At 63.0% G+C, this 22,027-nt stretch carries 24 protein-coding genes; 10 read left to right on the plus strand and 14 right to left on the minus strand.

Going from position 1 to position 22,027, the window contains the following annotated elements; translation table 11 throughout:
- Window positions 1–20: 20 nt before the first annotated feature.
- Window positions 21–404, minus strand: a complete 384-nt coding sequence (locus V8P86_RS07955; RefSeq protein ID WP_336326719.1) for a gamma-glutamylcyclotransferase family protein — start codon at window positions 402–404, stop codon at window positions 21–23.
- 9 nt (window positions 405–413) lie between these two features.
- Entirely contained in the window at window positions 414–1,565 is a 1,152-nt protein-coding gene (gene citZ, locus V8P86_RS07960) for a citrate synthase (RefSeq protein ID WP_336326720.1), read from the minus strand.
- Between the two features lie 251 nt (window positions 1,566–1,816).
- On the opposite strand from citZ, the gene V8P86_RS07965 reads away from it, so the two are divergent.
- Both V8P86_RS07965 and V8P86_RS07970 read left to right on the plus strand, forming a co-directional pair.
- A complete protein-coding gene (locus tag V8P86_RS07965; protein ID WP_336326721.1) occupies window positions 1,817–2,773 on the plus strand; it encodes a succinylglutamate desuccinylase/aspartoacylase family protein in 957 nt (318 codons plus the stop codon).
- 59 nt (window positions 2,774–2,832) lie between these two features.
- Window positions 2,833–3,123, plus strand: coding sequence for a CPCC family cysteine-rich protein (locus tag V8P86_RS07970; RefSeq protein ID WP_336326722.1), 291 nt, complete (start codon window positions 2,833–2,835; stop codon window positions 3,121–3,123).
- Here the strand turns inward: V8P86_RS07970 and V8P86_RS07975 are convergent.
- From V8P86_RS07975 to V8P86_RS07985, 3 genes are all read right to left on the minus strand, one after another.
- Complete coding sequence (locus tag V8P86_RS07975) at window positions 3,120–3,308, minus strand: DUF5786 family protein (RefSeq protein WP_336326723.1); 189 nt, start codon at window positions 3,306–3,308, stop codon at window positions 3,120–3,122. The two genes, V8P86_RS07970 and V8P86_RS07975, sit on opposite strands and share 4 nt — an antisense overlap.
- A gap of 164 nt (window positions 3,309–3,472) precedes the next feature.
- Window positions 3,473–4,705, minus strand: a complete 1,233-nt coding sequence (locus tag V8P86_RS07980; RefSeq protein ID WP_336326865.1) for an MBL fold metallo-hydrolase — start codon at window positions 4,703–4,705, stop codon at window positions 3,473–3,475.
- Window positions 4,705–5,691 (minus strand): SDR family oxidoreductase, encoded by a 987-nt coding sequence (locus tag V8P86_RS07985; protein ID WP_336326724.1) that lies wholly within the window; start codon window positions 5,689–5,691, stop codon window positions 4,705–4,707. Before V8P86_RS07985 ends, V8P86_RS07980 begins: the two co-directional genes overlap by 1 nt.
- Before the next feature lie 93 nt (window positions 5,692–5,784).
- On the opposite strand from V8P86_RS07985, the gene V8P86_RS07990 reads away from it, so the two are divergent.
- Genes V8P86_RS07990 through V8P86_RS08005 form a run of 4 tightly spaced genes read left to right on the plus strand, consistent with a single transcriptional unit; the run spans window position 5,785 to window position 8,942 of the window.
- On the plus strand, window positions 5,785–7,182 hold the full coding sequence (locus V8P86_RS07990; protein WP_336326725.1) for a carotenoid oxygenase family protein: 1,398 nt from the start codon (window positions 5,785–5,787) through the stop codon (window positions 7,180–7,182).
- Complete coding sequence (locus V8P86_RS07995) at window positions 7,182–7,361, plus strand: hypothetical protein (protein ID WP_336326726.1); 180 nt, start codon at window positions 7,182–7,184, stop codon at window positions 7,359–7,361. The genes V8P86_RS07990 and V8P86_RS07995 overlap by 1 nt, the downstream gene beginning before the upstream one ends.
- 40 nt (window positions 7,362–7,401) lie before the next feature.
- Window positions 7,402–7,722, plus strand: coding sequence for a 2Fe-2S iron-sulfur cluster-binding protein (locus V8P86_RS08000; protein WP_336326727.1), 321 nt, complete (start codon window positions 7,402–7,404; stop codon window positions 7,720–7,722).
- A 53-nt stretch (window positions 7,723–7,775) separates the two neighbouring features.
- On the plus strand, window positions 7,776–8,942 hold the full coding sequence (locus V8P86_RS08005; protein ID WP_336326728.1) for an MFS transporter: 1,167 nt from the start codon (window positions 7,776–7,778) through the stop codon (window positions 8,940–8,942).
- 25 nt (window positions 8,943–8,967) lie between these two features.
- Here V8P86_RS08005 and thsA read toward each other — a convergent pair whose 3' ends face one another.
- A complete protein-coding gene (gene thsA / locus V8P86_RS08010) occupies window positions 8,968–10,512 on the minus strand; it encodes a thermosome subunit alpha (RefSeq protein WP_336326729.1) in 1,545 nt (514 codons plus the stop codon).
- 324 nt (window positions 10,513–10,836) lie between these two features.
- Here thsA and V8P86_RS08015 point away from each other — a divergent pair, with 324 nt between their 5' ends.
- The 4 genes from V8P86_RS08015 to ppc all read left to right on the plus strand — a co-directional run bounded on the left by V8P86_RS08015 (window position 10,837) and on the right by ppc (window position 16,903).
- Window positions 10,837–12,273, plus strand: a complete 1,437-nt coding sequence (locus V8P86_RS08015; RefSeq protein ID WP_336326730.1) for a hypothetical protein — start codon at window positions 10,837–10,839, stop codon at window positions 12,271–12,273.
- Window positions 12,274–12,336: 63 nt separating this feature from the next.
- Window positions 12,337–13,143, plus strand: a complete 807-nt coding sequence (locus tag V8P86_RS08020) for an amidohydrolase family protein (RefSeq protein WP_336326731.1) — start codon at window positions 12,337–12,339, stop codon at window positions 13,141–13,143.
- Window positions 13,144–13,200: 57 nt separating this feature from the next.
- A complete protein-coding gene (locus V8P86_RS08025) occupies window positions 13,201–13,989 on the plus strand; it encodes an SDR family NAD(P)-dependent oxidoreductase (protein WP_336326732.1) in 789 nt (262 codons plus the stop codon).
- Between the two features lie 202 nt (window positions 13,990–14,191).
- Window positions 14,192–16,903 carry a phosphoenolpyruvate carboxylase gene (gene ppc, locus V8P86_RS08030; protein WP_336326733.1) on the plus strand — a complete coding sequence of 904 codons (2,712 nt, stop codon included), beginning with the start codon at window positions 14,192–14,194 and terminating at the stop codon, window positions 16,901–16,903.
- Here ppc and V8P86_RS08035 read toward each other — a convergent pair.
- The 8 genes from V8P86_RS08035 to V8P86_RS08070 form a co-directional block, all read right to left on the minus strand.
- Window positions 16,900–17,580: a P-loop NTPase gene (locus tag V8P86_RS08035; RefSeq protein WP_336326734.1), complete on the minus strand. Its 681-nt coding sequence runs from the start codon at window positions 17,578–17,580 to the stop codon at window positions 16,900–16,902. The genes ppc and V8P86_RS08035 overlap by 4 nt on opposite strands.
- On the minus strand, window positions 17,577–18,380 hold the full coding sequence (locus V8P86_RS08040) for a DUF7857 domain-containing protein (RefSeq protein WP_336326735.1): 804 nt from the start codon (window positions 18,378–18,380) through the stop codon (window positions 17,577–17,579). Before V8P86_RS08040 ends, V8P86_RS08035 begins: the two co-directional genes overlap by 4 nt.
- A 39-nt stretch (window positions 18,381–18,419) precedes the next feature.
- On the minus strand, window positions 18,420–19,256 hold the full coding sequence (locus tag V8P86_RS08045) for a DUF7856 family protein (protein ID WP_336326736.1): 837 nt from the start codon (window positions 19,254–19,256) through the stop codon (window positions 18,420–18,422).
- Window positions 19,253–19,591 carry a DUF7855 family protein gene (locus tag V8P86_RS08050; RefSeq protein WP_336326737.1) on the minus strand — a complete coding sequence of 113 codons (339 nt, stop codon included), beginning with the start codon at window positions 19,589–19,591 and terminating at the stop codon, window positions 19,253–19,255. The genes V8P86_RS08045 and V8P86_RS08050 overlap by 4 nt, the downstream gene beginning before the upstream one ends.
- 54 nt (window positions 19,592–19,645) lie before the next feature.
- Complete coding sequence (locus V8P86_RS08055) at window positions 19,646–20,224, minus strand: DUF7504 family protein (RefSeq protein ID WP_336326738.1); 579 nt, start codon at window positions 20,222–20,224, stop codon at window positions 19,646–19,648.
- Between the two features lie 69 nt (window positions 20,225–20,293).
- On the minus strand, window positions 20,294–20,878 hold the full coding sequence (locus V8P86_RS08060; RefSeq protein WP_336326739.1) for a conditioned medium-induced protein 4: 585 nt from the start codon (window positions 20,876–20,878) through the stop codon (window positions 20,294–20,296).
- 48 nt (window positions 20,879–20,926) lie between these two features.
- Window positions 20,927–21,589, minus strand: coding sequence for a helix-turn-helix domain-containing protein (locus V8P86_RS08065; RefSeq protein WP_336326740.1), 663 nt, complete (start codon window positions 21,587–21,589; stop codon window positions 20,927–20,929).
- 78 nt (window positions 21,590–21,667) lie between these two features.
- Window positions 21,668–21,925 (minus strand): HalOD1 output domain-containing protein, encoded by a 258-nt coding sequence (locus tag V8P86_RS08070; RefSeq protein WP_336326741.1) that lies wholly within the window; start codon window positions 21,923–21,925, stop codon window positions 21,668–21,670.
- Window positions 21,926–22,027: the final 102 nt, after the last annotated feature.

A 22,027-nucleotide genomic window follows, 5' to 3' on the forward strand; every position in this document is an offset into this window, starting at 1 on the left:
CTAATGTGGGTGAGTAACTCTCAGTACTGTTCCCGAACGACGACACAGTTGCTGTCGATGTACTGCCGCACGCGCTCACCGACGGATCCGCCCGCCGGCCAGTCGTCGCTCACGCCCAACCGGGTCGGGTCACCGACGTACACATCGACTGTTCCGTCCTCCGCCCGCGGAACCGTCACCCGCACGTAGAGGCCACTCGCGACGCCCTCGTACCCGTCGAGAGCGTCGATTTCCGGTGTCGAGAGAATCCGACCGGTCGTTTCGCCGCCGGGTGAGAGCGTCGGATATCGGCCGTCGACGCGGTGGAGGCCATCGAGAACAGCGCTGCTCCGATAGCTGAATCGCTCGAGAATGTCCGCAGTTCGCTCCCGATCGGTGAGCGTGCCGTACACAAAAACGTCCACAGTCGTGGGCTATCGTTCGTCGATGGGGGTCACCGTGCGACTCTCGGCGCCGACGTATCGGCCGCGCGGTCGGATGAGTCGGTTGTCCTCCTGATATTCCAGCACGTGTGCGAGCCAGCCGCCACAGCGGGCCATCGCGAAGATGGGCGTGTACATGTCGATCGGAATGCCGAGCTGGTAGTACACTGCGCCGGAGTAGTAGTCGACGTTTGGCGCGATGCCCTTTTCGGGGAGATTTTTCTCCTCGGTCAGGTACTGCTCGATGGCCGAGGTGTACTCGAGCCACTTGGTCTCGCCGGAGTCCTCGGAGAGATCCTCCAGTTTCGCCTGCAGGATTTTCGCGCGCGGGTCTTTGACGTTGTAGACGCGGTGGCCCCAGCCGGGGATGCGTCGACCCTGATCAGTCTGCTCGACGACCCACTCCAGTGGATCCTGCCCGGAGTCGTCGAGTTCCAGCAGCGTCTCGATGACGTCCTGGTTCGCGCCGCCGTGGAGCGGGCCGGACAGCGCACCGACGCCGCCGGTGAGACTGCTGTAGACATCGGCGTAGGTCGAGCCGATGACCATCGCGGTAAAGGTCGAGGCGTTGAGCCCGTGATCGGCGTGCAGAGTCAGCGCCATGTCGAAGGTTTCCTCGGCCACTTCGGTCGGCTGCTCACCGGTGAGCATGTAGAGGAAGTTGCCGGCGTACGACAGCGACGGATCGGGATCCAGCGGTTCCTCGCCGCGGCGGAGTCGGTCGTACGCGCCCAGAATTGTCGGAATCTTCGCGACGATGCGGCGACCTTTCCGGCGGGCGGCGTCCAGATTCTCGGGGTCGGCGTCGGATTCGGGCTCGCTGGCAGACAGCATCGAAACCCCCGTTCGGAGCGCAGCCATCGGGCGTTCGTCGTTTTCCGCAAGCGTTTCGAGTGTGTCGATGACACCCTGGTCGATGGCTTGCTCCTCGCTGAGTCCGTCGGCGAACTCCGCGAGTTCCTCACTGGTCGGGAGGTCGCCGTTCCAGAGCAGATACAGCACTTCCTCGAAGCTCGCGTTACGCGCGAGATCTTCGATGTCGTACCCCCGATAGACGAGCTTTCCGGCGTCTCCATCGATATAGCTCAACGACGACTCGGCAACGAGCACGCCTTCGAGGCCCTTCTTGAGTTGGTCGGACATTATATCCCTACTTTCCCATCGTATGGGATAAATCATTATCTTTCGATTCGTCGATGCGCCGCTCTGTTCTCAGTATGCCGAACTGATCAAATGATTATCCAGTTTGCCGCCACCACTGACGACAATACTCGCTCTGCGGTCTCAGTTTCCGAAATTTGTCCAGTTCGTCGCTGTCGCCGCTGGCCCGCGACTGGCGCCATCTGCGCCGGAGACCGAACGGCTAAAGACCGTGGGACCGTCGATTACCAGTAATGACGAGTTTAGGCACGGCGCGTGCCGACCCGGGTGAGGTAGATACCGGCAGATTGCCCGTCGGCGAGGGGCCCGACGGCAGTGAGGTCGCGTTGCCGGTTGCCGTCATCAACGGTGCGCGCGAGGGAAAGACGCTCTATCTGCAGGCTGCCAGCGACGGTGACGAACTCAACGGTGTCGGCGTCGTCCGGCGTGTATTTCCACAGATCGATCCTGACGACCTCTCGGGGACCATTCTGGCCGTCGGGATTGCCAACTACTTTGCCTTCCAGCACAACGAACACCGCAATCCGATCGACGACACGAAACTCAACCGGACCTACCCCGGCAACGAAAACGGCACCTCGACCGAACGAATCGCTGCCGCCACGTTCGACGCCGCGAGCCGTGCCGACCTCGTGCTCGACCTGCATCAGGGTTCGACCTCGCGGATGATCAACGAGGTCCGCGTACGGTGTGGCCGCCGCCACCGTCTCCACAAAGAGTGTCTCGAACTCGCGAAGGTGTTCGGCTGTGGCCACGTCCTCGATCAGAAAGGGCCGGAGGGCCAACTCGCCCGCGCGGCCCCCGACGACGGGGTTCCGACGGTCGATCCGGAACTCGGCGGCTCGGTCGGACTCGACGAACAGAGCGTCGAAAAGGGCGTCGAGGGCGTCTTCAACGTGCTCAAATACTACGACTTTCTGTCCGACCACGTTCGCACTGAATCACAGACCCGCGCCAGCGGGTTCGAGCAGTACGGTGCACCCACTGGCGGTCTTGTCGATTTCAAGGTCGAACTGGGCGACCGCGTGACGCGCAACCAGCCGCTATTCGAGGTAACCGATGTCTTTGGTGACCAGAAAGCGACCGTTTCGGCGGACTCGAACGGGATATTCTGGCGAACTCGCCGGCTGCCGCAGGTTGCGACCGGCGAGTACGTCTGTTCTGTCGGGACCGACATCGACACGTACTGAATCGACTCGGGTCCAAACGGTCCCGTACGTATTTGTGGCGTGGTGACATACCTGCTGATATGTCGGAACAGCCGGGAAATCCGGCGGCGCGCGAACTCGGCTACTGTCCGTGTTGTGGCTATCTCACGCTCACCGAGTCACAGCCAGGTTCCTACGAGGTCTGTCCGGTCTGTCACTGGATGGACGACCCGATCCAGTTCTCCGACGAAGAGTACGTCAGTGATACGAATCACGTGTCACTACAGCGGGCGCGGAAGAATTTCGAGGAATTCGGAGCCGCAAGCGAGGGGGTCATCGAGGACACGCGCGAGCCGGACGGTGAACCGCGAGACCCGAACTGGCCGTATTAGTCGTCGTCTTCCGCGTCGTCTTTGATCTCGCCGAGTTTGTCCAGCAGTTCGTCCTGAGAGGCGTCGGACTCGAAGGACACCTCGCCCTCGTGGGTGTGTTCATGGACGGAGACCCCTTCGTTGTCGTCGAGGTCTTCTGTATCGCGGTCCTCCTGCTCGGATTCATCGTAGCTTCCAAAACCCATACGTTTCATACTTGCGGAGGCCCACTGAAAATCTCTCCGGTTTTTGAGATTGTAGGCTTTACCCTGGATCTGTTCTCATTTGTCCGGATCTGCTCGGTAAAGCGCGTTGTTCGTCGGCAATCGCTGGCTTCTCCCGCAGAAATTGCCGCAATGTTTGTTTTGGCCTACAGTGAGATTCCCTCGCCGAGTTCGGGAGCGGTGGTCTCGAAGCCATCGGCAGCGAGGCGGTCGGCGTAGCCCGCACAGTCGTCGCCGTGGTTGACGATGATCGGCGTCTCCCGATAGTCGTCCAGAAACGCACGAAGGCCCTCGCGGTCCGCGTGTGCGGAGAAGTCGTACTGCTCAACCTGCGCGCTGACCGGCAGCACGCGACCGTCGAACTCCGCGCGACCAGTCTCGACCAACTCCCGGCCGGGCGTCCCCTCGACCTGATAGCCGGTCAGCGCGATCTTGTTCGTCGGATGCTGGCGGATCCGCGGAATGTACGAGACTGCTGGCCCGCCACCGAGCATCCCCGCCGTCGTCAGGATTACCGTGTTCTTCTCGGTGAGGCGGGCGCGCTGGCCGTCTTTGCCGGTCACGAAGCGGGCGTTCGAGACGGCCCGACGGAGCGCGTCCGGATCGCGGACGTAGTCGGGATACTGCCGCAGCGTCCGGGTGATGTCTTTGGCCATTCCGTCGAGATAGCAGTCGATATCGTTTCGCGCACAGATCAGCAGGATCTCCTGTGCCCGGCCGATGGCAAAAACTGGCACGACGACGGTGCCGCCCTGCCAGACCGTCGTCTGGATGCTCTCGACGAACTGTTCTTCGAGGCGCTCCCGATTCGAGTGAGTCACGTCGTGATACGTACTCTCGGTGATGACAGCATCGACATCGGCGCGGGCGGTCGTCCTCGATACGAGCCGTTGGTCTTCGGTGTGGAAATCGCCCGTGTAGAGCAGTCGCGTCTCGCTGTCATCGATAAGGACGTGCGCGCTGCCGGGGATGTGGCCGGCGTTGAAGAAGGTGATCTCGTGGCCCGCCGCCTCGAAGGACTCGCGGTAGCCGTGCGTCTCCGAGACCTGCGTGAGTCGGCGGACGTGGGTCTCGGTGAACGGACACTGCGGCGTGTTGCCGTGCAGTTTCAGTGTGTCCTCGGCGAGTCGGAGGGCCAGCGCCCGCGTCGGTGGGGTCCAGTGGACCGGCGGGCGCTTCGAGCCAGTCAGCAGCGCCGGCACCGCGCCCGCGTGGTCGAGGTGACCGTGGCTGACGATCACCGCTTCCGGGTCGACATCCCCGACCGGATACTGCGGCGGGGTGTCGGTCTTGATACCGTAGTCCAGTAGCAACGAGTCGTTGACGAGCAGTGCGCTCCGGCCCACTTCGCCGGCACCGCCCAGAAACTGGACATCCATCAGGAAGACAGCACCAGCGGTTCGTACCACTCCCGGTTCGCCCGATACCACTCGACGAACTCCTCGACGCCCTCGCGGATGGTGTGGGTCGGCTCGTAATCCAACAGTTCGGCGGCCTTCTCGGTGCCAGCGTGGGTGTGTTCGGCGTCGGCGTCGTGGCGTTCGGCGTACTCCAGGTCCAACTCGGGCGCGAGCAGATCGCGGATCTCCTCGGCCAGCACGCGGATCTCGATGTTGTCCGTGCTGCCGATGTTGAGCGCCTCCCCGTCGGCGGCGTCACTGTGCAGCAGCGTCTTGTTCGCGGTCACAACGTCTTCGATGAACGTGAAATCCCGTGTCTGGGTGCCGTCGCCGTAGATGACGGGTGATTTGCCGTTGAGACAGCGCGAGACGAAATTCGAGATGGCCATGTTCGGTCGCATTCGCGGGCCGTAGACGGTGAAATACCGCAGGGCGACGGTGTTGATGTCGTAGACCTCGTTGTACGCACAGACGTACCGTTCGCCGGCCAGTTTCGACGCGCCGTAGGGGCTGACCGGTGTCGTCGGATGTTCTTCGTCGTACGGTAGGTACTTCGGCTTGCCGTAGACCGACGAGGAGGAGGCGTAGACGACCCGTTCGACATCCTCCGCACGCGCGGCGTCGAGGATGTTGAGCGTCCCGTCGACGTTGACCTCGTTGTACTTCCGTGGGTCTTCGACACTCGGGCGGACGCCGGCCTGGGCCGCCTGGTGATAGATCATGTCGACACCGGAGACGACCTCGCTTACCGTCGCCTCCTCGCGAACGTCTCCGTCGATGAACTCGTAGGAACCCTCGCCGTCTGCTGCGAGTTCCTGACAGCGCTCGATCGTGTGCTCTTTGATCCCGAGATCGTAGAAGGGATCGAGGTTGTCGAGGACGCGCACGTCGTGGCCGTCCGCGACGAACTGCTCGGCCAGGTGGCCGCCGATGAATCCTGCTCCGCCGGTGACGAGAATCTCCATACGTGATCCTCTCCCGGAACGACAAAAAAGAGACCGGATTCTCCCATCCCAATCGCCGCGGGTATTATGCGGCTCCCAGCCGTACCCTGTTCCGTGTCAGATAGCGCCTTTATGCCCGGTTTTCAGTCGCTCGATACCGAACTCAGCGATCACGACCTTCCGGTCGAGGGAGAGATTCCGGCGTGGCTCTCGGGAACACTCCTCCGCAACGGTCCGGGCAAGTTCGACGGCAACGGCACCCGCCTTCGACACTGGTTCGACGGCCTCGCGATGATCCGCAAATACGAGTTCGACGAGGGGGGCGTCACGTACTCGAATCGGTTCCTCCGCACCGGTGCCTACGACGACGCGATGGCTGGCCGCCCGACTGGCCAGTTCGCCACCGACAAGAGCGGCATCGGCAAAGTCCTCGGCTGGCTCAAACGCCTTGGCCCGCCGGAACCGACCGACAACGCCAACGTCCACGTCGCCCGTCTCGACGGCGAGTACGTCGCCCAGACGGAGGTGCCGCGCTGGGTCGGGTTCGACGACGACCTCGACACCAGCGGCCCCTTTGCCTTCGACGATTCTCTCGATATGGACATGATCACGGCCCATCTGGTCGCCGACCCGACAGGCGGCCACGTCGGCCACGGCCTCTCCTTCGGTCGCACCCACGAGTACGTTTTCTTCGAGATTCCGCCCGACAGCCGTCGACGCGAGGAGATCACCTCGATCCCGACCGACTCACCCGCATACATCCACAGTATCGGTGTCACCGAAGACCGACTCGTCCTCGTCGAGACGCCGCTCCGGATCGACATTCTCCGGGCGCTGTCGCCGTTCACGGAGGGCTTTTTCGAGTTGCTCGACTGGAAGGAGGATCTCGATACTCGCTTCGTCGTCATCGACCGGGCGAGTGGTGAGACCGTCGTCGACCGGACTGTCGATCCGTTTTTCACCTTCCACGTGATCAACGCCTACGACGACGGCGACGAGATCGTCCTCGATCTGGCGGCCTTCGAGGACGCGACAATCGTCGATGCGCTCTCGCTGGAGACGCTCGCCGAGGAGGGGTTCGACGCTGCGCCGCCGGGTCGACTCGTCCGGTTTCGCATCGGCTCCGACGGCAATATCTCGCGGCGACGGCTCTACGACGGCGGGATCGAACTCCCGACGGTCCGGGCCGACCGCCAGACCCGCGAGTATCGCTACGCCTACGGACAGGCGACCGACCGCGAGGGCGCGAACGGACTAGTGAAGGTCGATACCGAACGCGAGACGGCGGCGGAGTTCTGGCAGCGAGATCTGTACATCGAGGAGCCGTGGATGGTCCCCCGGCCAGACGGTGAGGCGGCCGACGACGGTGTCGTCCTCGCGCCGGCGCTGGATGTCGACGCCGAACAGTCCGTGTTGCTGGTGCTCGACGCGGGCACACTCGACGAACTGGCTCGTGCGCCGGTCCCGCATCACAACCCCTTTGGCTTCCACGGGCGATTCTTTCCTCAGTAATGGACGCCGATAGAGTCGCGATTGTGACACTTCTATTCCTGTTTCTCGGTGGCTCATTGCTCGCGGCGCTGTTGGCAATCGATTCCTCGCTGGTCCCTGCCGCAGTCGTGATCTATCTGCTCGTCGCCGTCCTGCTGGCCGCTCGAATCCGTCGAGCGGCCTCGATCTGGGCGGAGTGACCGGCGAAACGCCGAAAGCCACGCTCCCCCTACAGAGGGTATGCCGACGATAATGTTCGAGGACCGAGAAATCGAGTGCGAGGCGGGTGCGAACCTGCGTGAGGTGCTGCGCGAGGCAGATCTACCGGTGTACAACGGCCGTTCGAAGTACTTGAACTGTCACGGCCTCGGCAGTTGTGGTACCTGCGCGGTCGAGATCGACGGCGACGTGAGCGAGCCGACGGCTATCGAGAAAACTCGACTCTCCGTTCCGCCGCACGACTCCGACAGCGGCCTGCGACTCTCCTGTCAAACGACTGTCGAGGGCGACCTCGTCGTGACGAAACACGACGGCTTCTGGGGCCAGCACGTCGAAGACTGATCGTCGGCCGAGAACCGCAACCGTGTTGACCGTCCTCGCCCGAACGCGAGCCAATGGGTCCGTCGGGAGAGACGCGCGCGACGCTGTGGGTGTTGCTCGCATCGGCGACGCTCACGGTGATGGCCGGCGCGATTCTCGGCCCGGTCGTCCCGTCGATTCAGTCGAACCTTGGCGTCTCCGGGTCGCTGGCTGGTCTGATCATCACCACTCACGGCGCACTGATCGTCCTCGTCAGCCCGATTGCGGGGGCAATCATCGACCGAATCGGCCCGCGCCGCCCCTACATCTTCGGCCTGCTGTTGTACGGGGTCGGCGGCGGTGCGGGACTGGTCATCGATTCCTTTCTCCCGCTGCTTCTCTCTCGGGCGGTTCTCGGCGTCGGCGTGGCTTTCATTTATACGGGGCTGACGGTGCTCATCTACACGATCTACGAGGGCCAGCGGATGGACCGGACGCTCGGCCTGCGCTCCAGCGCCAACAGCCTCGGCGCGGTCGTCTGGCCGCTTCTCGGTGGTGTCCTCGGCGCGCTCACGTGGCAGGCTCCCTTCGGTGTCTACCTGCTCGCCGTCCCCCTCGGCCTGCTCTCGGTTTTCACGATTCCCGAACCCGCGCAAAACAGCGGCGACACCGATTCCGCCGACGGACTCGCGGGGATCCTCGCAGTCTTCCGAGCACGACCGGCCATCCTCTCGGTGTATCTGCTGTACTTCGGGACGAACGCCCTCCTCTACAGTATCGTCGTCTTCTACCCGCAACTGCTGAACGGCCTCGGCGTCACCTCCTCTGTCGGAATCAGTCTCTATCTCTCCGCGAACGGGCTGGCCGGTGGTATCTCCGCTGCCCTGTACGACCGATTGCTCGACCGGACGACGCGGCACCGACTCGTCGGAATTGCCTTCCTGCTGTGGATCGTCGGCTTCGCCAGTGCGGCCGTCGCCACCTCGGCGCTGCTGGCGATCCCTGGTGTCCTCGCGTTCGGGTTGGGCCTCGGGCTGGTCTTCCCCTCTGCCTTCTCGTGGATCGAAGCGCTCGCGCCGGCGGACAAACAGGGACAGCTCAGTTCGTATCTCGCTTCGGCAGGCTACACCGGCCAGTTTCTCTCCCCGGTGCTGTTCAGTCCTGTCATTCCGCTGTTCGGCATTCGAGGTGTGTTCGGCGCGGCCGCGGCGGTCGCGGTCCTCAGTGCAACTGCACTCGTGGTTGGACTACTTCGGCGATAAAAAGTGAAGTTCAGCAGACGACCGATCAGTTCGAGGCGATGACGTCGTCGATGCGGACGATCATCGTCGATGCCTCGGTCGCGCTCTCGATGGCCTCGTGTTTGACAGCGGCGGGGTCGAGCACGCCGTGTTCGATGGGGTCGGCGATGATCCCGGTCTGGCCCTCGCTGATGAGGCCGGCGGTCGCGCCGGTGTCGTGTTCGGCGCGCAGATCGACGAGCGCGTCGATCGGATCCATGCCCGTGTTCTCCGCGAGCGTGCGCGGGAGCACGTCGATGGCGTCGGCGTAGGCCTCGACGGCGAGCTGTTTGCGGCCCTCGATGCCGGCCGCCTGATCGCGGATCTGGTCGGCGATGTCGATCTCGATGGCACCCGCACCGGCGACGACACCGCCGGCATCCAGTGCAGCGGTGACGACATCGAGTGCGTCCTTCAGGCTGCGTTCGAGTTCGTCGACGACGTGGTCGGTCGAACCGCGGGCGAAGACCGTGACGGCCTTGCTGGCTGCGCCGCCCTCGATGAAGACCATCTCGTCGTCACCGTACTTCTCGACGCTGACGTTCTCGGCGCTGCCGAGGTCTTCGTCCTCGATGGCGTCGACGGAGCCGACGCGGCTGGCGCCGGTCGCTGCGCGGATCGATTCGATATCGTCGCCGTCGACATCCTCGAAGACGAGCAGATCGTGGCCGACGAGGTCGGCGGTGAGCCGGTCGTCGATGTCGCCGTCGACGAAGACGACGTCCGCGTTCGTCTCGGCGAGCGTCTCGGCGTACTGCTGAAGTTGGCCGGTTTCGGCCTCGATTGCGGCGTTCAGCTGATCGACGTTCGAGACCTGGTACTCGGCGTCGACGTTGGCTTCCTTGATTTCGAGGTCGTCCTCGACGACGGCGATCTGGGCGTCCTGCACCGAGGCAGGCATCTCTTCGCTCAGTCGCTCCTCGTCGATGATGACCCCCTCGACGAGTTCGGTCGCACTGGAAGTCGCGCCGACCTGCGTGTGGACGGTGATCGACGAGCGGTCGACACCGCCCTCGGTGCTGACCTGACCGACTGCGTCGACGACCGTTCGGGCGAGATCTTCCGCCGCGAGGTCACCGGTCCCCTTCCCGGTCATGCTCGATTTGGCGACCTGCAGAAGCTGATCGTCGTCCGGTTCCGTCGCGATGACGGCATCGTCGATGGTCGATTCTGCGATCTGGGCTGCCTCGTGGTAGCCCTCGACGATGGTCGTCGGGTGGACGTCCTCTTCGAGCAGACTCTCGGCCTGCGAGAGGAGTTCACCCGCGAGAATGGATGCCGTCGTTGTGCCGTCACCGACCTCTTCCTCCTGGGTTTCGGCGACTTCGACGAGCATCTGTGCGGCGGGATGCTCGATGTCCATCTCGTCGAGGATGGTCGCACCGTCGTTGGTGATGACGACATCCCCGTCGTCGGAGACGAGCATCTTGTCCATGCCGCGTGGACCGAGTGTGGTCCGTACCGATTCGCTAACTGCCTTTCCGGCGGAAATATTCGACGACTGGGCGTCGTCACCCCGCGTACGCTCTGTATCCTCACTGAGAATAAACATAGGCTGTCCACCCATGCGTCGCTGGCCAGACTGTGACATTGGTAATTACCTCACTTGAAACGTCGTTTGCGGTTCTATATAAATGTTTGCTTTCCTTGCCGCGCTGTCTTCGGCCGTGATCACAGATCCCCGGGTTCGGGGGCAGGATCGTCCGTCCCCGGTCGGCCGCCGGACAGCCAGCGCATCGGTGCGTGGGAATTTATACCAGTTCGCGACTGCCGACCGTTTTCGCAGGATAACTGTCCGGCAGCCGCGGGCTAGTACCGTTTCGCACAGCGATACATTGCAAAAACGGTATATGTTAATTCACGAAATTAAACAGGTATGACCGAGTCCCACGGCGAATCGCCGCTGAGTGAAGACAAATCGAACACCGAGACCGATGGACTGCCACGCCGCCGATTTCTCCAGACATCTGCGGCGGCCGTGACGGTGGCCGGACTCGGACTGAGTGGTTCCGCAGCGGCACAGACGGGGTCGGTGCCGCGATACGCAGATTTCGTCCCCGACGACGACCGACTGGTTCTCAACAACGGGGCAATCCGGTTTTCGGGCATTGACCTGCAAGCGTACTTCGAGTTGCTCACCACTACAGGGGACAACGACCAACAGAACGACGACTCGACGGTACCATTCCAGTTCGAGCCACAGGCGTTTGGTATCTTTGGCACCACTCCCGCGCTCTCTCTCTACGGACAACTCAATATCGAACAACAAATCACCGGCGCAACACTCTCTCAGGGCGAGGGTCAACCGGACCCAGCGGATCTTCCAGATAACTCACCGACGGATCAGATTTTGGCAATCTCGCTCCCTCGTACAGAAGACCAAGTCGGTTCTTTCGGGGCACAAATCAGCCTCGGATCGTACGATGCCGATGGCATTGCCACAGCAGTTGAGGAGAGCGATTTCACCGAATCTGATACCGACGGCATCTTCGTCGGTAGCGATCCAAGAGTAAGCGGGATCCAGGCTGACCCGCAAGTGGCTATCACGTGGTCTTCAGAGTACGTGATCTCCGCCCGATCCGTCGACCTTGTCGGGACCATCGAGGCGGCCGCACAGGGGCAATCGCCTCGGCTCTACGAACAGAACGATGCGGTTGCCCGCCAACTCTCCGGTGCTGGCGGTGGTGAGTTCCACACGACGTATATCTCCCGAAACGGGGAACTCCAACTCAACCGGGCGGACCAGGCGTTCAACATCGACTACTCGCCGGTCCAAAACGGCCAGCTACAAGGATATTCCCAGTCGTTCTCGTACGATACCGAGACCGGAACCGCGTCCGCAGTCACCGTGTTCAGCCATCCCAGTGCCGGCGCTGTCGACCAGAGTGCATTCTCCAGTGTCGGTACTGGTGACGATGCGACCAATCGTGACGTATCGACGAGCGGTCGATTTGTCACAATCGAAACGTCGTACGCCATCCCCAACCTCGACGGATCGGACGATGGAAGTGACGATGGGTCTGATAACGGAAGCGATGACGGGTCTGATGGCGGAAGTGACGACGGATCAAACGACGGAAGCGACGACGGGTCCGACGGAAACATGGACAACAACGACGGTTCTGATGATGGAGGCGACGATTCTGACGGTGACGGATCGGACAGCAACGACGACGCCGATTCGGAGAGCGAAGACGACTCGGAGAGTTCGGACGACGGCGGACCCGGATTCGGGATTCTCTCGGCCGTGACCGGTCTCGGCGGTGTGGGTTACATGCTCAAGCAGCGACTGGAGCACGACGACCTGGAGTAACGGTATCAAGAGTTGAACAGCCAGTCCGGGAGTTAAGTACCCCCGACTCCTTGGCCGGGATAGATGCTGGAGTTGGAGCACGGATTTCGTGTCGTGGACACGCACGTGGTACTGGAGCCGGACGAGACCCGGCGACCTCGCGGTATGGGCGACGCCGAACAGATCGAACGGGAGATGGAACAGGCGGGGATCGTCCAGTCGCTGGTCTTTCCCGGTATCCGCGATGGATCCTACGTCAAAGCGAACAACGCAACCGCGCGGATGGCGGTCAACCGACCGTTCCGGCCGCTCGCCCGGATCAACGGCGCACGCGAACCGGGCCAGGGTGCGACTTCCCGACTGCGAAACCTCGCCAGTTCGCGCTCGGAGGCACACACCTCACCGGCGGACATCGAGCAGTACGCCTACGAGGACCGCTTTTTCGGGTTCGTCGTCGACCCCGCCGCGGACGGGATGCCCGACGAAGAGATTCTCGACGAACTGGAATCAGCCGGACTGCCGGTGATCACCTACGGCGGCGAGGGTTGTCCGCCCTCGGTCATCGAGGAGTCGCTCTTACAGTACGACTTCCCGCTGATCATCGCACATCACGGGGGCTATCCATCCAACGAACAGATGATGGACGAGGCCATCGATATGCTCGACCGCTACGAGAACTGCTTTCTCGACACGAGTTTCGTCCGCCTGCGAGACCCGCTCGAACGCGCGCTGATGGAACACCCCTCACAGGTCGTCTTCGGCAGCGGTGCGCCCGGCGTCCACCCGAACGTCGCCGTCATGGAGATTCTGACCCTCGACGTGCCCGAAGACGCGATGCGGAAGGTCTTCTCGAAAAACGCGAGTCGACTGTACGAGGTACTGGCTCCCTGAGTTAACAGCGGTAACCGATCCCGATAGACATACGTAGCAGGCCCGACAGATGCGAGTATGTCGAAATTCAGCCTCGATGGTCGCAACGCCATCGTCACAGGTGCCAGTCAAGGTATTGGAAAGACAGTCGCCGAAACGCTCGCCGAAGCGGGCGCGAACGTCTCGATCTGTTCGCGAGCACAGGAACGAGTTGATCCCGTCGCCGAAGGCATCGAGGAAGACGGCGGCACGGCTTTCGCCATGGAGTGTGACGTTCGGGACGCCGAGGCTGTTCAGGAGTACGTCGACGCCACCGTCGAGGAGTTCGGCGGCGTCGATCTGCTGGTCAACAACGCCGGCGGCGAGTTCGTCGCCCCGTTCGAGGACATCAGCGAAAACGGCTGGAAATCCATCGTCGACCTGAATCTCCACGGGAGCCGTCACTGCATTCAGGCCGCCGGAGAGTACATGCGCGAGAACGACGGCGGCGACATCATCAACATCTCCAGTGTCAACGGCCAGCACGCCGCGCCCAACGAGAGCCACTACTCCGCCTCCAAAGCGGCGATCATCCGTCTCACCGAGACGCTCTCGACAGAGTGGGACAAATACGGCATCTCGGTCAACTGCATCGCGCCCGGCCTGATCCAGACGCCCGGCGTCGCCGAAACACTCGGTATCGACGAGAGCGACATGCCTCCCCGCGACGAGGTCCAGCGCCGGATCGGCCACACCGAAGATGTCGCCGATGTCGTCCAGTTCGTCGCCAGCGACGCCGCCGCCTTCATCAACGGTGAGACCATCACCGTCAAAGGCACGCCCCGACCGGGCAACTCGATGAGCACGGATCTCGGTCTGGATAACTGAGAGCCCTCGCCCGAATTTTTCCGAACACAACGTCGACGTTTCCGACAGCCAACGGGTCACTCTTCGAGAGCGATCCCGCAAAAGCGACTCGACAGTCGCTCATCTGCCTGTTTCCAGGCGGGCGAGACCATTTCACACGATTTTTTGTCTGAATTACTGAATGTGGGAAGCTATTTCAATCCCGAGTTAATAGTACGTCGAAATGAGTGAGGAGAGGACAGAGACACGGCTCCATCAGCGGACACTCGGGGAGGACATTCGCGGATTCGGTGATCTGCTCGGCGAGATTATCCGCGAGCACGGCTCTCCGGAAATCTTCGAGCGCGTCGAGCAACTCCGGACGGGTTCGATCGAATACCGCGCCGGCGAGCGTGACTCCCGCAAGGCGTTGCGGTCGGCCGTTTCGGAACTCGACACTGACCACCAGCGAATGCTCGCGCGTGCGTTCACGACGTATTTCGAGTTAACCAACCTGTCGGAGGAGCGCGAACGGATTCGCGTCCTCCGACAGAAATCCCAGGCCGGCACGCTCGAAGACAGCCTCGAAACCGCCGCGGCTGAACTCGCCGGTGCCGACCCCGAAACGGCCCAGCAGATTCTCGACGACGTGCTCATCCAGCCGACCTTTACCGCGCATCCGACCGAAGCACGTCGAAAGACGATCAAGGCGAAACTCCGCTCGATTGCGACCGATCTCGAAACGCTCGACGAGCGCCGTCTCACCGACAAAGAACAGTCCCAGGTCGAACGCGACATCGAGGCGGAAGTGCTTGGCCTGTGGCAGACCGAACAGGTCCGCGAGCGCCGCCCCGAACCCGAAGACGAGGCTCGAAACGTTCAGTGGTATCTGGTCAACACGATCTTCGATATCGTCCCCGAAGTCTACGACGAACTCGAAACCGCCGTCGACGAACACGTCGACGCCGACATCGAGGTCCCGAAACTGCTCGAATTTCGCTCGTGGGCAGGAAGCGACCGGGACGGCAATCCGTACGTGACGCCGGAAGTAACGGACGCGACGCTCGACCACCAGCGCGAGGTCGTCATCGAACGCTACCGCGAGCAACTCGCCGAGATGTCTAGTGTGCTGAGCCAGGACGGCGACCGGATCGATGTTGGCGAGGAGATTGCCGGCTCGGTCGACGCCGTCGACGACGCCATCCCGGAGGCCCGCCGGGAGGCGAACAAGCGCTATCCGGACGAGCCGTACCGCCAGAAGGTGATGGTGATGCGCGAAAAGCTCAACCGTGTCGGCGACATTCGCCCCGGCGGCTACACCGACGCCGAGGAGTTCTACGACGACCTCGCGACTATCGCCGAGAGTCTGCGCGAAAACGACTGCGAGGTCATCGCCGAGGCCCACGTCGAGAAACTGATGCGACAGGTCGAGACCTTCGGGCTGACACTCGCCAGCCTCGACCTGCGCGACCACCAGGAGAACCACACGACCGCCGTCGCCGAAGCCCTGGACCGCGAGGGTATCCCCTACGCCGACCTCGACGAAGACGAGCGCGTCGAGACGCTGACCGAGGCAATTTTACAGGAGACACCGGTCATCGAACTCGACGAGCGGGCGGCCCTCTCCGACACCGCTGCCCGCGTGCTGGAGCGGTTCGAGCGATTGGCCGAGTGGCAGCGCGAATACGGCCAGCAGGCCATCGACACCTACTGCATCTCGATGACCGACGAGCCCAGTCACGTGCTGGAAGTGCTCTTCCTGGCCGATCAGGCCGGCGTCGTCGACCTGCCGGACTACAGTGGGCTGGATATCGTCCCGCTGCTGGAGACCGAACGAGCACTTTCGGGTGCCCGCCGGATCATGGGCACACTGTTCGAGAACGCGGCCTACGAGCAGAACCTCGCCGCCCGTGGCAACACCCAGGAGATCATGCTCGGCTACTCCGACTCGAACAAGGAGAACGGCTTCCTGGCGGCGAACTGGTCGCTGTACGAGAACCAGCGCCATCTCGCGGAGATCACCGACGACTTCGACGTGACGCTCCGATTATTCCACGGCCGCGGTGGCTCCATCTCCCGCGGCGGCGGGCCGATGAACGACGCGCTGAAAGCGCTGCCGTCGAGTACGATCACCGGCGACGTGAAGTTCACCGAGCAGGGCGAGGCCATCTCCGAGAAGTACGGCAATCCCCGAATCGGCGAGCGCGAACTCGAACAGATGCTCAACGCCCAACTCTCCGCCCGGAAAGACGCCCTCGAACACCCGACGGAGGACCTTGATCCCGCGTGGATCGATGCGATGGAGACGATGGCTGACGCCGCCCGCGAGGAGTACCGCTCGCTTCTGAACACCGATGGCTTCGTCACCTACTTCGGGCAGGCGACGCCAATCGACGTGATCGAAGGCCTCAACCTCGGCTCCCGGCCGGCCTCTCGATCCGAGGAGCGCTCGGTCGAGGATCTCCGAGCAATCCCGTGGGTGTTCTCCTGGACGCAGTCTCGCTGTATCCTCCCTGGCTGGTACGCGCTGGCGACGGGTATCGACGCCTATCTCGACGACGGCGGCGATATCGAGACGCTCCGGGAGATGTACGACGCCTGGCCGTTCTTCCAGACGACACTCGACAACGCGGCCCAGGCAATCGGCCGGACCGACCTCGATGTTGCCCGTGAATACGCTGCCCTGGCCGACGACGACCTGCGCGAGCAGTTCTTCCCGCGCCTCGAAGCCGAGCACGAACGCGCCGTCGACCTCGTCACGACGATCACCAGACGGGACGAGCCGATCGACCGCGAGTGGCTCCGAGAGAGCCTCGACCGCCGGAATCCATACGTCGACCCGCTCAATCTCCTCCAGACCCATCTCCTCAGCAAGGACGAGCGCTCGACACTCGAAGAACAGACGCTCCGAATCACCGTCAAAGGCATTGCTGCCGGCATGAAAAACACGGGCTAGCCGAGCGCGCGCCTGACTGCGCTGGCGAGCGTCGCGAACTGTTCTGTTGCCGGTGCTGACTCGTCGAGTGCCCGCACCGGCTGGCCTGCTCGCTGTGCCCGGGCGACAGTCTCGGAGTCGGGGATCTTGTGGATCGGCGCACCGAGTGTGTCTGCAAGCCGGCGCTGTCGGTCCGTCTGGCTGCCGATCCGCTCGGGGTCGACCCTGTTGAGCGCGACTCCCACCAGCGGCGTCTCCAGTACCCGAGCGAGTTCGCGGGCCCGCACGGCGTCGGCAATCGCCGGTCGTGTCGGTCGAGTCACCAACAGGCAAGCCTCCGCCGCCAACAGTGGCAGTCCGGCATCGCTGCGCATCCCCGCGGGCGTATCGATCACGACAGTCCCATACCGTCTGGCGACCGCCTCGACCGTTTCGACCAGCGCCGTCGGCTCGGCAGCCCGTGCTCCCGCAAGCGACCGGCCACACGGGATCATCGAGACCGGTCCGAGATCCTGAACCGCTTCCAGCGGCGCGGCGCGACCGGCGAGCACGTCGTGGAGGTCGGGACCGCGCGCCGTCGGTAGATCGGCCATCCCGAGGTCGGAGTCGATCGCTACCGCGTCGAGTTCGGCCGCCAGATTGTACGCGACCGTCGATTTACCGACCCCACCCTTCCCGGCCGTCACCGCGAGGATCATGTCACCCGGTCCAGGCGCTCGACTGGGATTTCGACCGCTTCGAGGCGGCTGGCCAGTGTCTGCTGGCGCGTTTCGACTCGTTCGAGCCGAGCGCGGTCAGCCCGGAGCTGCCGTTCGAGCCCGCCGACCGCCTCGATCCCGCCTGCGGCAGTCACGGCCTCCCGCGCCTGATCGACGGTTCCCGGATCGGCTAGCTGCTCGGCTGCCGTGATCCGCCGGTCGAGTGCCTCGAAATAGGCCTCGACTGCCGGCGGGAGCGCCGTCGGCACCGCGTTCTTCCCGTTGTTCGCTCCAGCCTCCGGCTCCGCTCCGGGTTCGCCCTCGGTGCTGGCTGGAGATGATTCCAGTCTATCCCCGGCTTCGTCCTCCTTTCGTCCAATTCCGGCGGATTCAGCGTTGTCTGCTGGCGAGACTGTCGAGACCGCCGCCGTCTCGTCGTGGGTCGGAGAATCACCGGCCGGCACGGCGTCTCGCGGGGGTACTCCGTCGCCGAGCGCGCGGATCACGTCCCGTGGGTCGATGTCGTCGTCTTCTGCCGGCGGCTCTGTCTGCAGATCGACCGGTGGCTCGACCGGCTCCGCCGGGGATGCAAATCCGACGACGAGGCGGTCGTCAGCTTCGACTCGTCCCTCGAAGCGCTCCCCGTCCCACCCGGCTTCGGGTCGACCCTGTCGCCGCGGCGGCCAGACCGGACTCAGCTTGCTCTCGATTCGGACCCGCTCGCTCCGCTCGGCGGTGACGACGAGTTCGACGAGCGTCACGCCGTCGACAGTCTCACACGTCCAGTCGAGTGTCGCCATAGCGGGGCTGGTCCCGGGATCGGATATAAACCGTCGGGGTCAGACACAGATTACCGGCCCGCCGAGATACTCGTGTGCGACTGCTGCCGACTCGAAGAGATCGGCTTCGAGGACGAGTGGCGCACTGTACTCCGCAACCCGGGCGACGGCGAGTCCTGCGAGGACCGGCCGACAGTCCAACGGTCTCTCGGGTTGCCCGTCAGCAAACTCTCTGACTGCGGCCCGAAACTCGCTTTCGAGTTCTTCGACCAGCCAGCGGCGGGCGTCCCGGCGGCGATTCGCCAGCCGGTCTTCGAGGCGGAATCGCCGCTCTCGCTGGTTCCGACCCTGTCGGGCCCGCTCGCGTGCCTGTTCGTGGCACTGGGTCGTGGCAGTGGCCGCCGTCTCGGCCTCGGCTAACTCTCGAATCTGCGCTTCGAGTCGGCGTTCGAGTTCGGCTGTTTCGAGACCCCGCTCCCGGCAGGCCGCCAGCCGTCCCCGCGTCGTCGCCACTGCCTCCTGCAACCGCTCGCGCTGCTCGCGTTCGTCGGTCTGCTCTCGACGGCGCTGTTCAAGGTTCGCTTCCTCGACCGACATCACTGCCAGTTCGTTCTCGATCCGCCTGATCTCCTCGTCGTGTGGCGTTTCGAGACTTCGCGTTCGGCCTGCCGCAGCGAGTGCTGTTCGTGTGCGAAGTCCCATCTCCGGGTGGATGTATCCGACGTAGTCGTGGACCGCCGTCGGCGCTTCGCAGTCGACAACGATCGATTGGGTGTCGCTCCCGCCGTCGGCCTGTGGGCGCTCTCTGATCGCGTCGTGCAGTCGCTCGGCCTCGACGTGCTGTTCGACCGTGAGTGTTGATCCGACCCGGACGACCGCGCCGACCCGACAGATCATAGCTCCGACTGTTTCATCTGCTCGGGACCTGGCAACTTCCGACCGGTGGCGAAGGAGGTGTACGGCACCGCTGGCTGCTCACGCCGTTCGTAAGCCTCTGCGGCCTCACGGACCGCGTCGGGTACCGCGGCGAACTCGTTGAACGGCCGGGTCCGTTCGATCTGGACGGCTTCGCCGTGTTTCTCCCTGAGCCGGACCGCCTGAAACGCGGCGAACTCTGTCTCGGCCAGCAGGGCGGCACGACCGAACTCCCGGACGGCTGTCTCCTCGTGTGTCCGGCAGACGTTTCGCAACGACTGCCTGGCATCCCGTGAATAGGTGACGACCAACAACACACCCGGCTGATATGTGACAACCCACCTAAAACTATCTATTTCTGACTGGTCGAGCTACGCCGTCGACTCCAGCAGTTCGCGGGTCCGGACCGACGGCTCACCGTCGCCGAGTGCAACCCGCGCGTCGAACAGCGAGGCGATGGCAGCGACGTCTTGATCACTGTGGGCGTCGGGATCGATGTGGAAATGTGCGCGGGCCCCTGCGGCGTGAATCTGGCCGGTGATGGCGTGTAAGAATTCGTAGGCCGTCTGGACGTCGACGTACTGGAGCATCGAGGTGAGCGAATCGAAACAGACCAGCACCCGGTCGTTGAACTCCGAGAGAAACTGTCCGATGCTGATACCCAGTCCAGTCAGATCGCTGGGCGTCGAGACCGACTCGGTCACGACGGCGTCGTCCTCGACGGCGGCCGACGCGTCGCCGACGGTGATCACGCCCACGTTGTCGACAGATTCTCCGTCTAATTGTGCAACACAGGCACTCGCCTGTCGGGTGAACGTGACGAACAGCACGTTCGGCTCCGACCCCTCGTCGACCAGAAGCGACGTACAGACATCCCGTCCGCCCCCGATCGACGGTTCTTCGAGCAGGATGTTCGTCGCGCCGTCTAACTCTGTAGGTATCCCTGCCATTCCTCAACCCAATTACAGTGACATAATCAGTCCTGATATAAACAGCTTTGTCTTCGTTCTCCCGGAGCGTCAGAAATCGACGCCGGTCTCCGATCCCTCGGTCGCGCCCTCGAGTCCGTCTTCCTGGGTCTCCGCCGCGAGGTGGTCGCTCAGTTCAGCGTCGGTTACCCGCTCCTCGTAGGCGATTCGAAACCGCTGGCTCACTCGCCGCGACCGGGCCTGCGCGTCGAGGACGGCTCGGACCCGCCGAATCTCCTCGGCAGTCGCGTCCATCTCTTCCGACAGGGTCTCCGCCGACTGGTCGCTCTCACTGATCACCTCGACTGTCTCCTCGTCGAGACGGGGCTCTTCCTCACGGAGCAAGTGCAGTTCCATGCGGGCCGCGAAGACCGTTTCGTGGTCGAGTCCCAACTTCTCGGCCAGTTCGTCGTCGTCTTTACCCTCGTAAAACTCCTCGATCAGTTGGATCCGTTCGCTGTCGGACAGCGAGAGCTCGAAGCCGAATTTCTCGCGTAACTGTTCGAGCACCTCCGCTAATTCTCCCCCCGAGTCCCCCAGCAACGACCCCCGGCTCTCGGTCTGGGATTCGGTGACCGACTCCTCGTCGGAGACCGAGAGGAAGATATCCCGTAGTTCCTCGGTTTTATCGTCCATTGTTGCATCCTCTCGTCGAGACTCGTATAAAAAAGCTGGTGATCCTCGTCACTGAATCATCGCGACGTCGATATCCTCGGACTCCTCCGGATCGCCGACGAACTCCGTGATGATCTTGCTCTCCGCGCGGTGAAGCGTCTCGCTGACCGTCGATTTCGCCCGGTCGACGCTGTCGGCCAGTTCCGTCAGCGAGCAGGTCCGTGGCGTGTCGTAGTAGCCCTCCGTGATCGCCGTCTCGATGATCTGTTCCTGTGCGTCGGTGAGTAACTGATCGTCGGCGACCTCCTGCTGGATGTAATCGATAGTAAAGGAGAGGCCGAGTGCCCGTAGTTGCGTGCCGAGTTCGGAGAGTCGATCACTCGGCGCAGTTACCTCCCAGGTGAGCGTGCCGTCACTGAGTTCGACCGGCATCTCGAGCGGAACTCCCGAGTCACGGGCCGCGAACAGCAGGAGGGGCTGTTCGGTCTCGAACTGTACCAGCGCGCTCTCGCCGGGGTCGTTCAGGATATCGAGATCCATGATATCCTCAGACGCGCGCATGTCCGCGAGCAGCGCGTCGAGATCCATGCTGTGGATCTCTGCGAGGCCGACCCCAGCGTCATCGTTGGACAGCGCCGCGAGAATCCTGAACCGCCCGTCTGGATACTGTCGACTCAACTGTCCGATCCAGATGGATTCCGGGAGTGTGATCTGGAGGCGTGCTTCTGGCATACGAGTCAGTACCCGCTCCAGCACCCAATCTCTCCACCCCGAATATATTGGGGGGTTTATACATAGCAGTCGGCTGGGCTACTCGCTGACAGTGATATCTCCACTCGAATCGATTGTCACGTCGTATCCTTCGATGGTGAACGTCTGCTCTCCGTCTTCGCCGTCCAGCAGTTCCCGAAGCCTGTTGCGGTCGATATCGATCTCTTTGATGTCGGCTTCGTCGAGATCCGTCGCCGTGGCGAGCGCGTCCGTGATCGCTGCGCGTGCCGGCGTCGGCGCAACCCACTCTTCGTCGGTATCCTGCATAATGTAGATCTGTCCGTGTTCGGGACTCATAACTGTGGATAGACGCATCTTGTATAAATGCCTCCCGAGCAATTTCACAGTGAGAAGTCACGCTAGCGGTGACTCGGTTTCACGTGGAAAATGCCGGTTGGA

It is taken from the genome of Halovenus anhuiensis (assembly GCF_037080055.1).
In the GTDB taxonomy this organism is placed as follows: Archaea; Halobacteriota; Halobacteria; order Halobacteriales; family Haloarculaceae; genus Halovenus.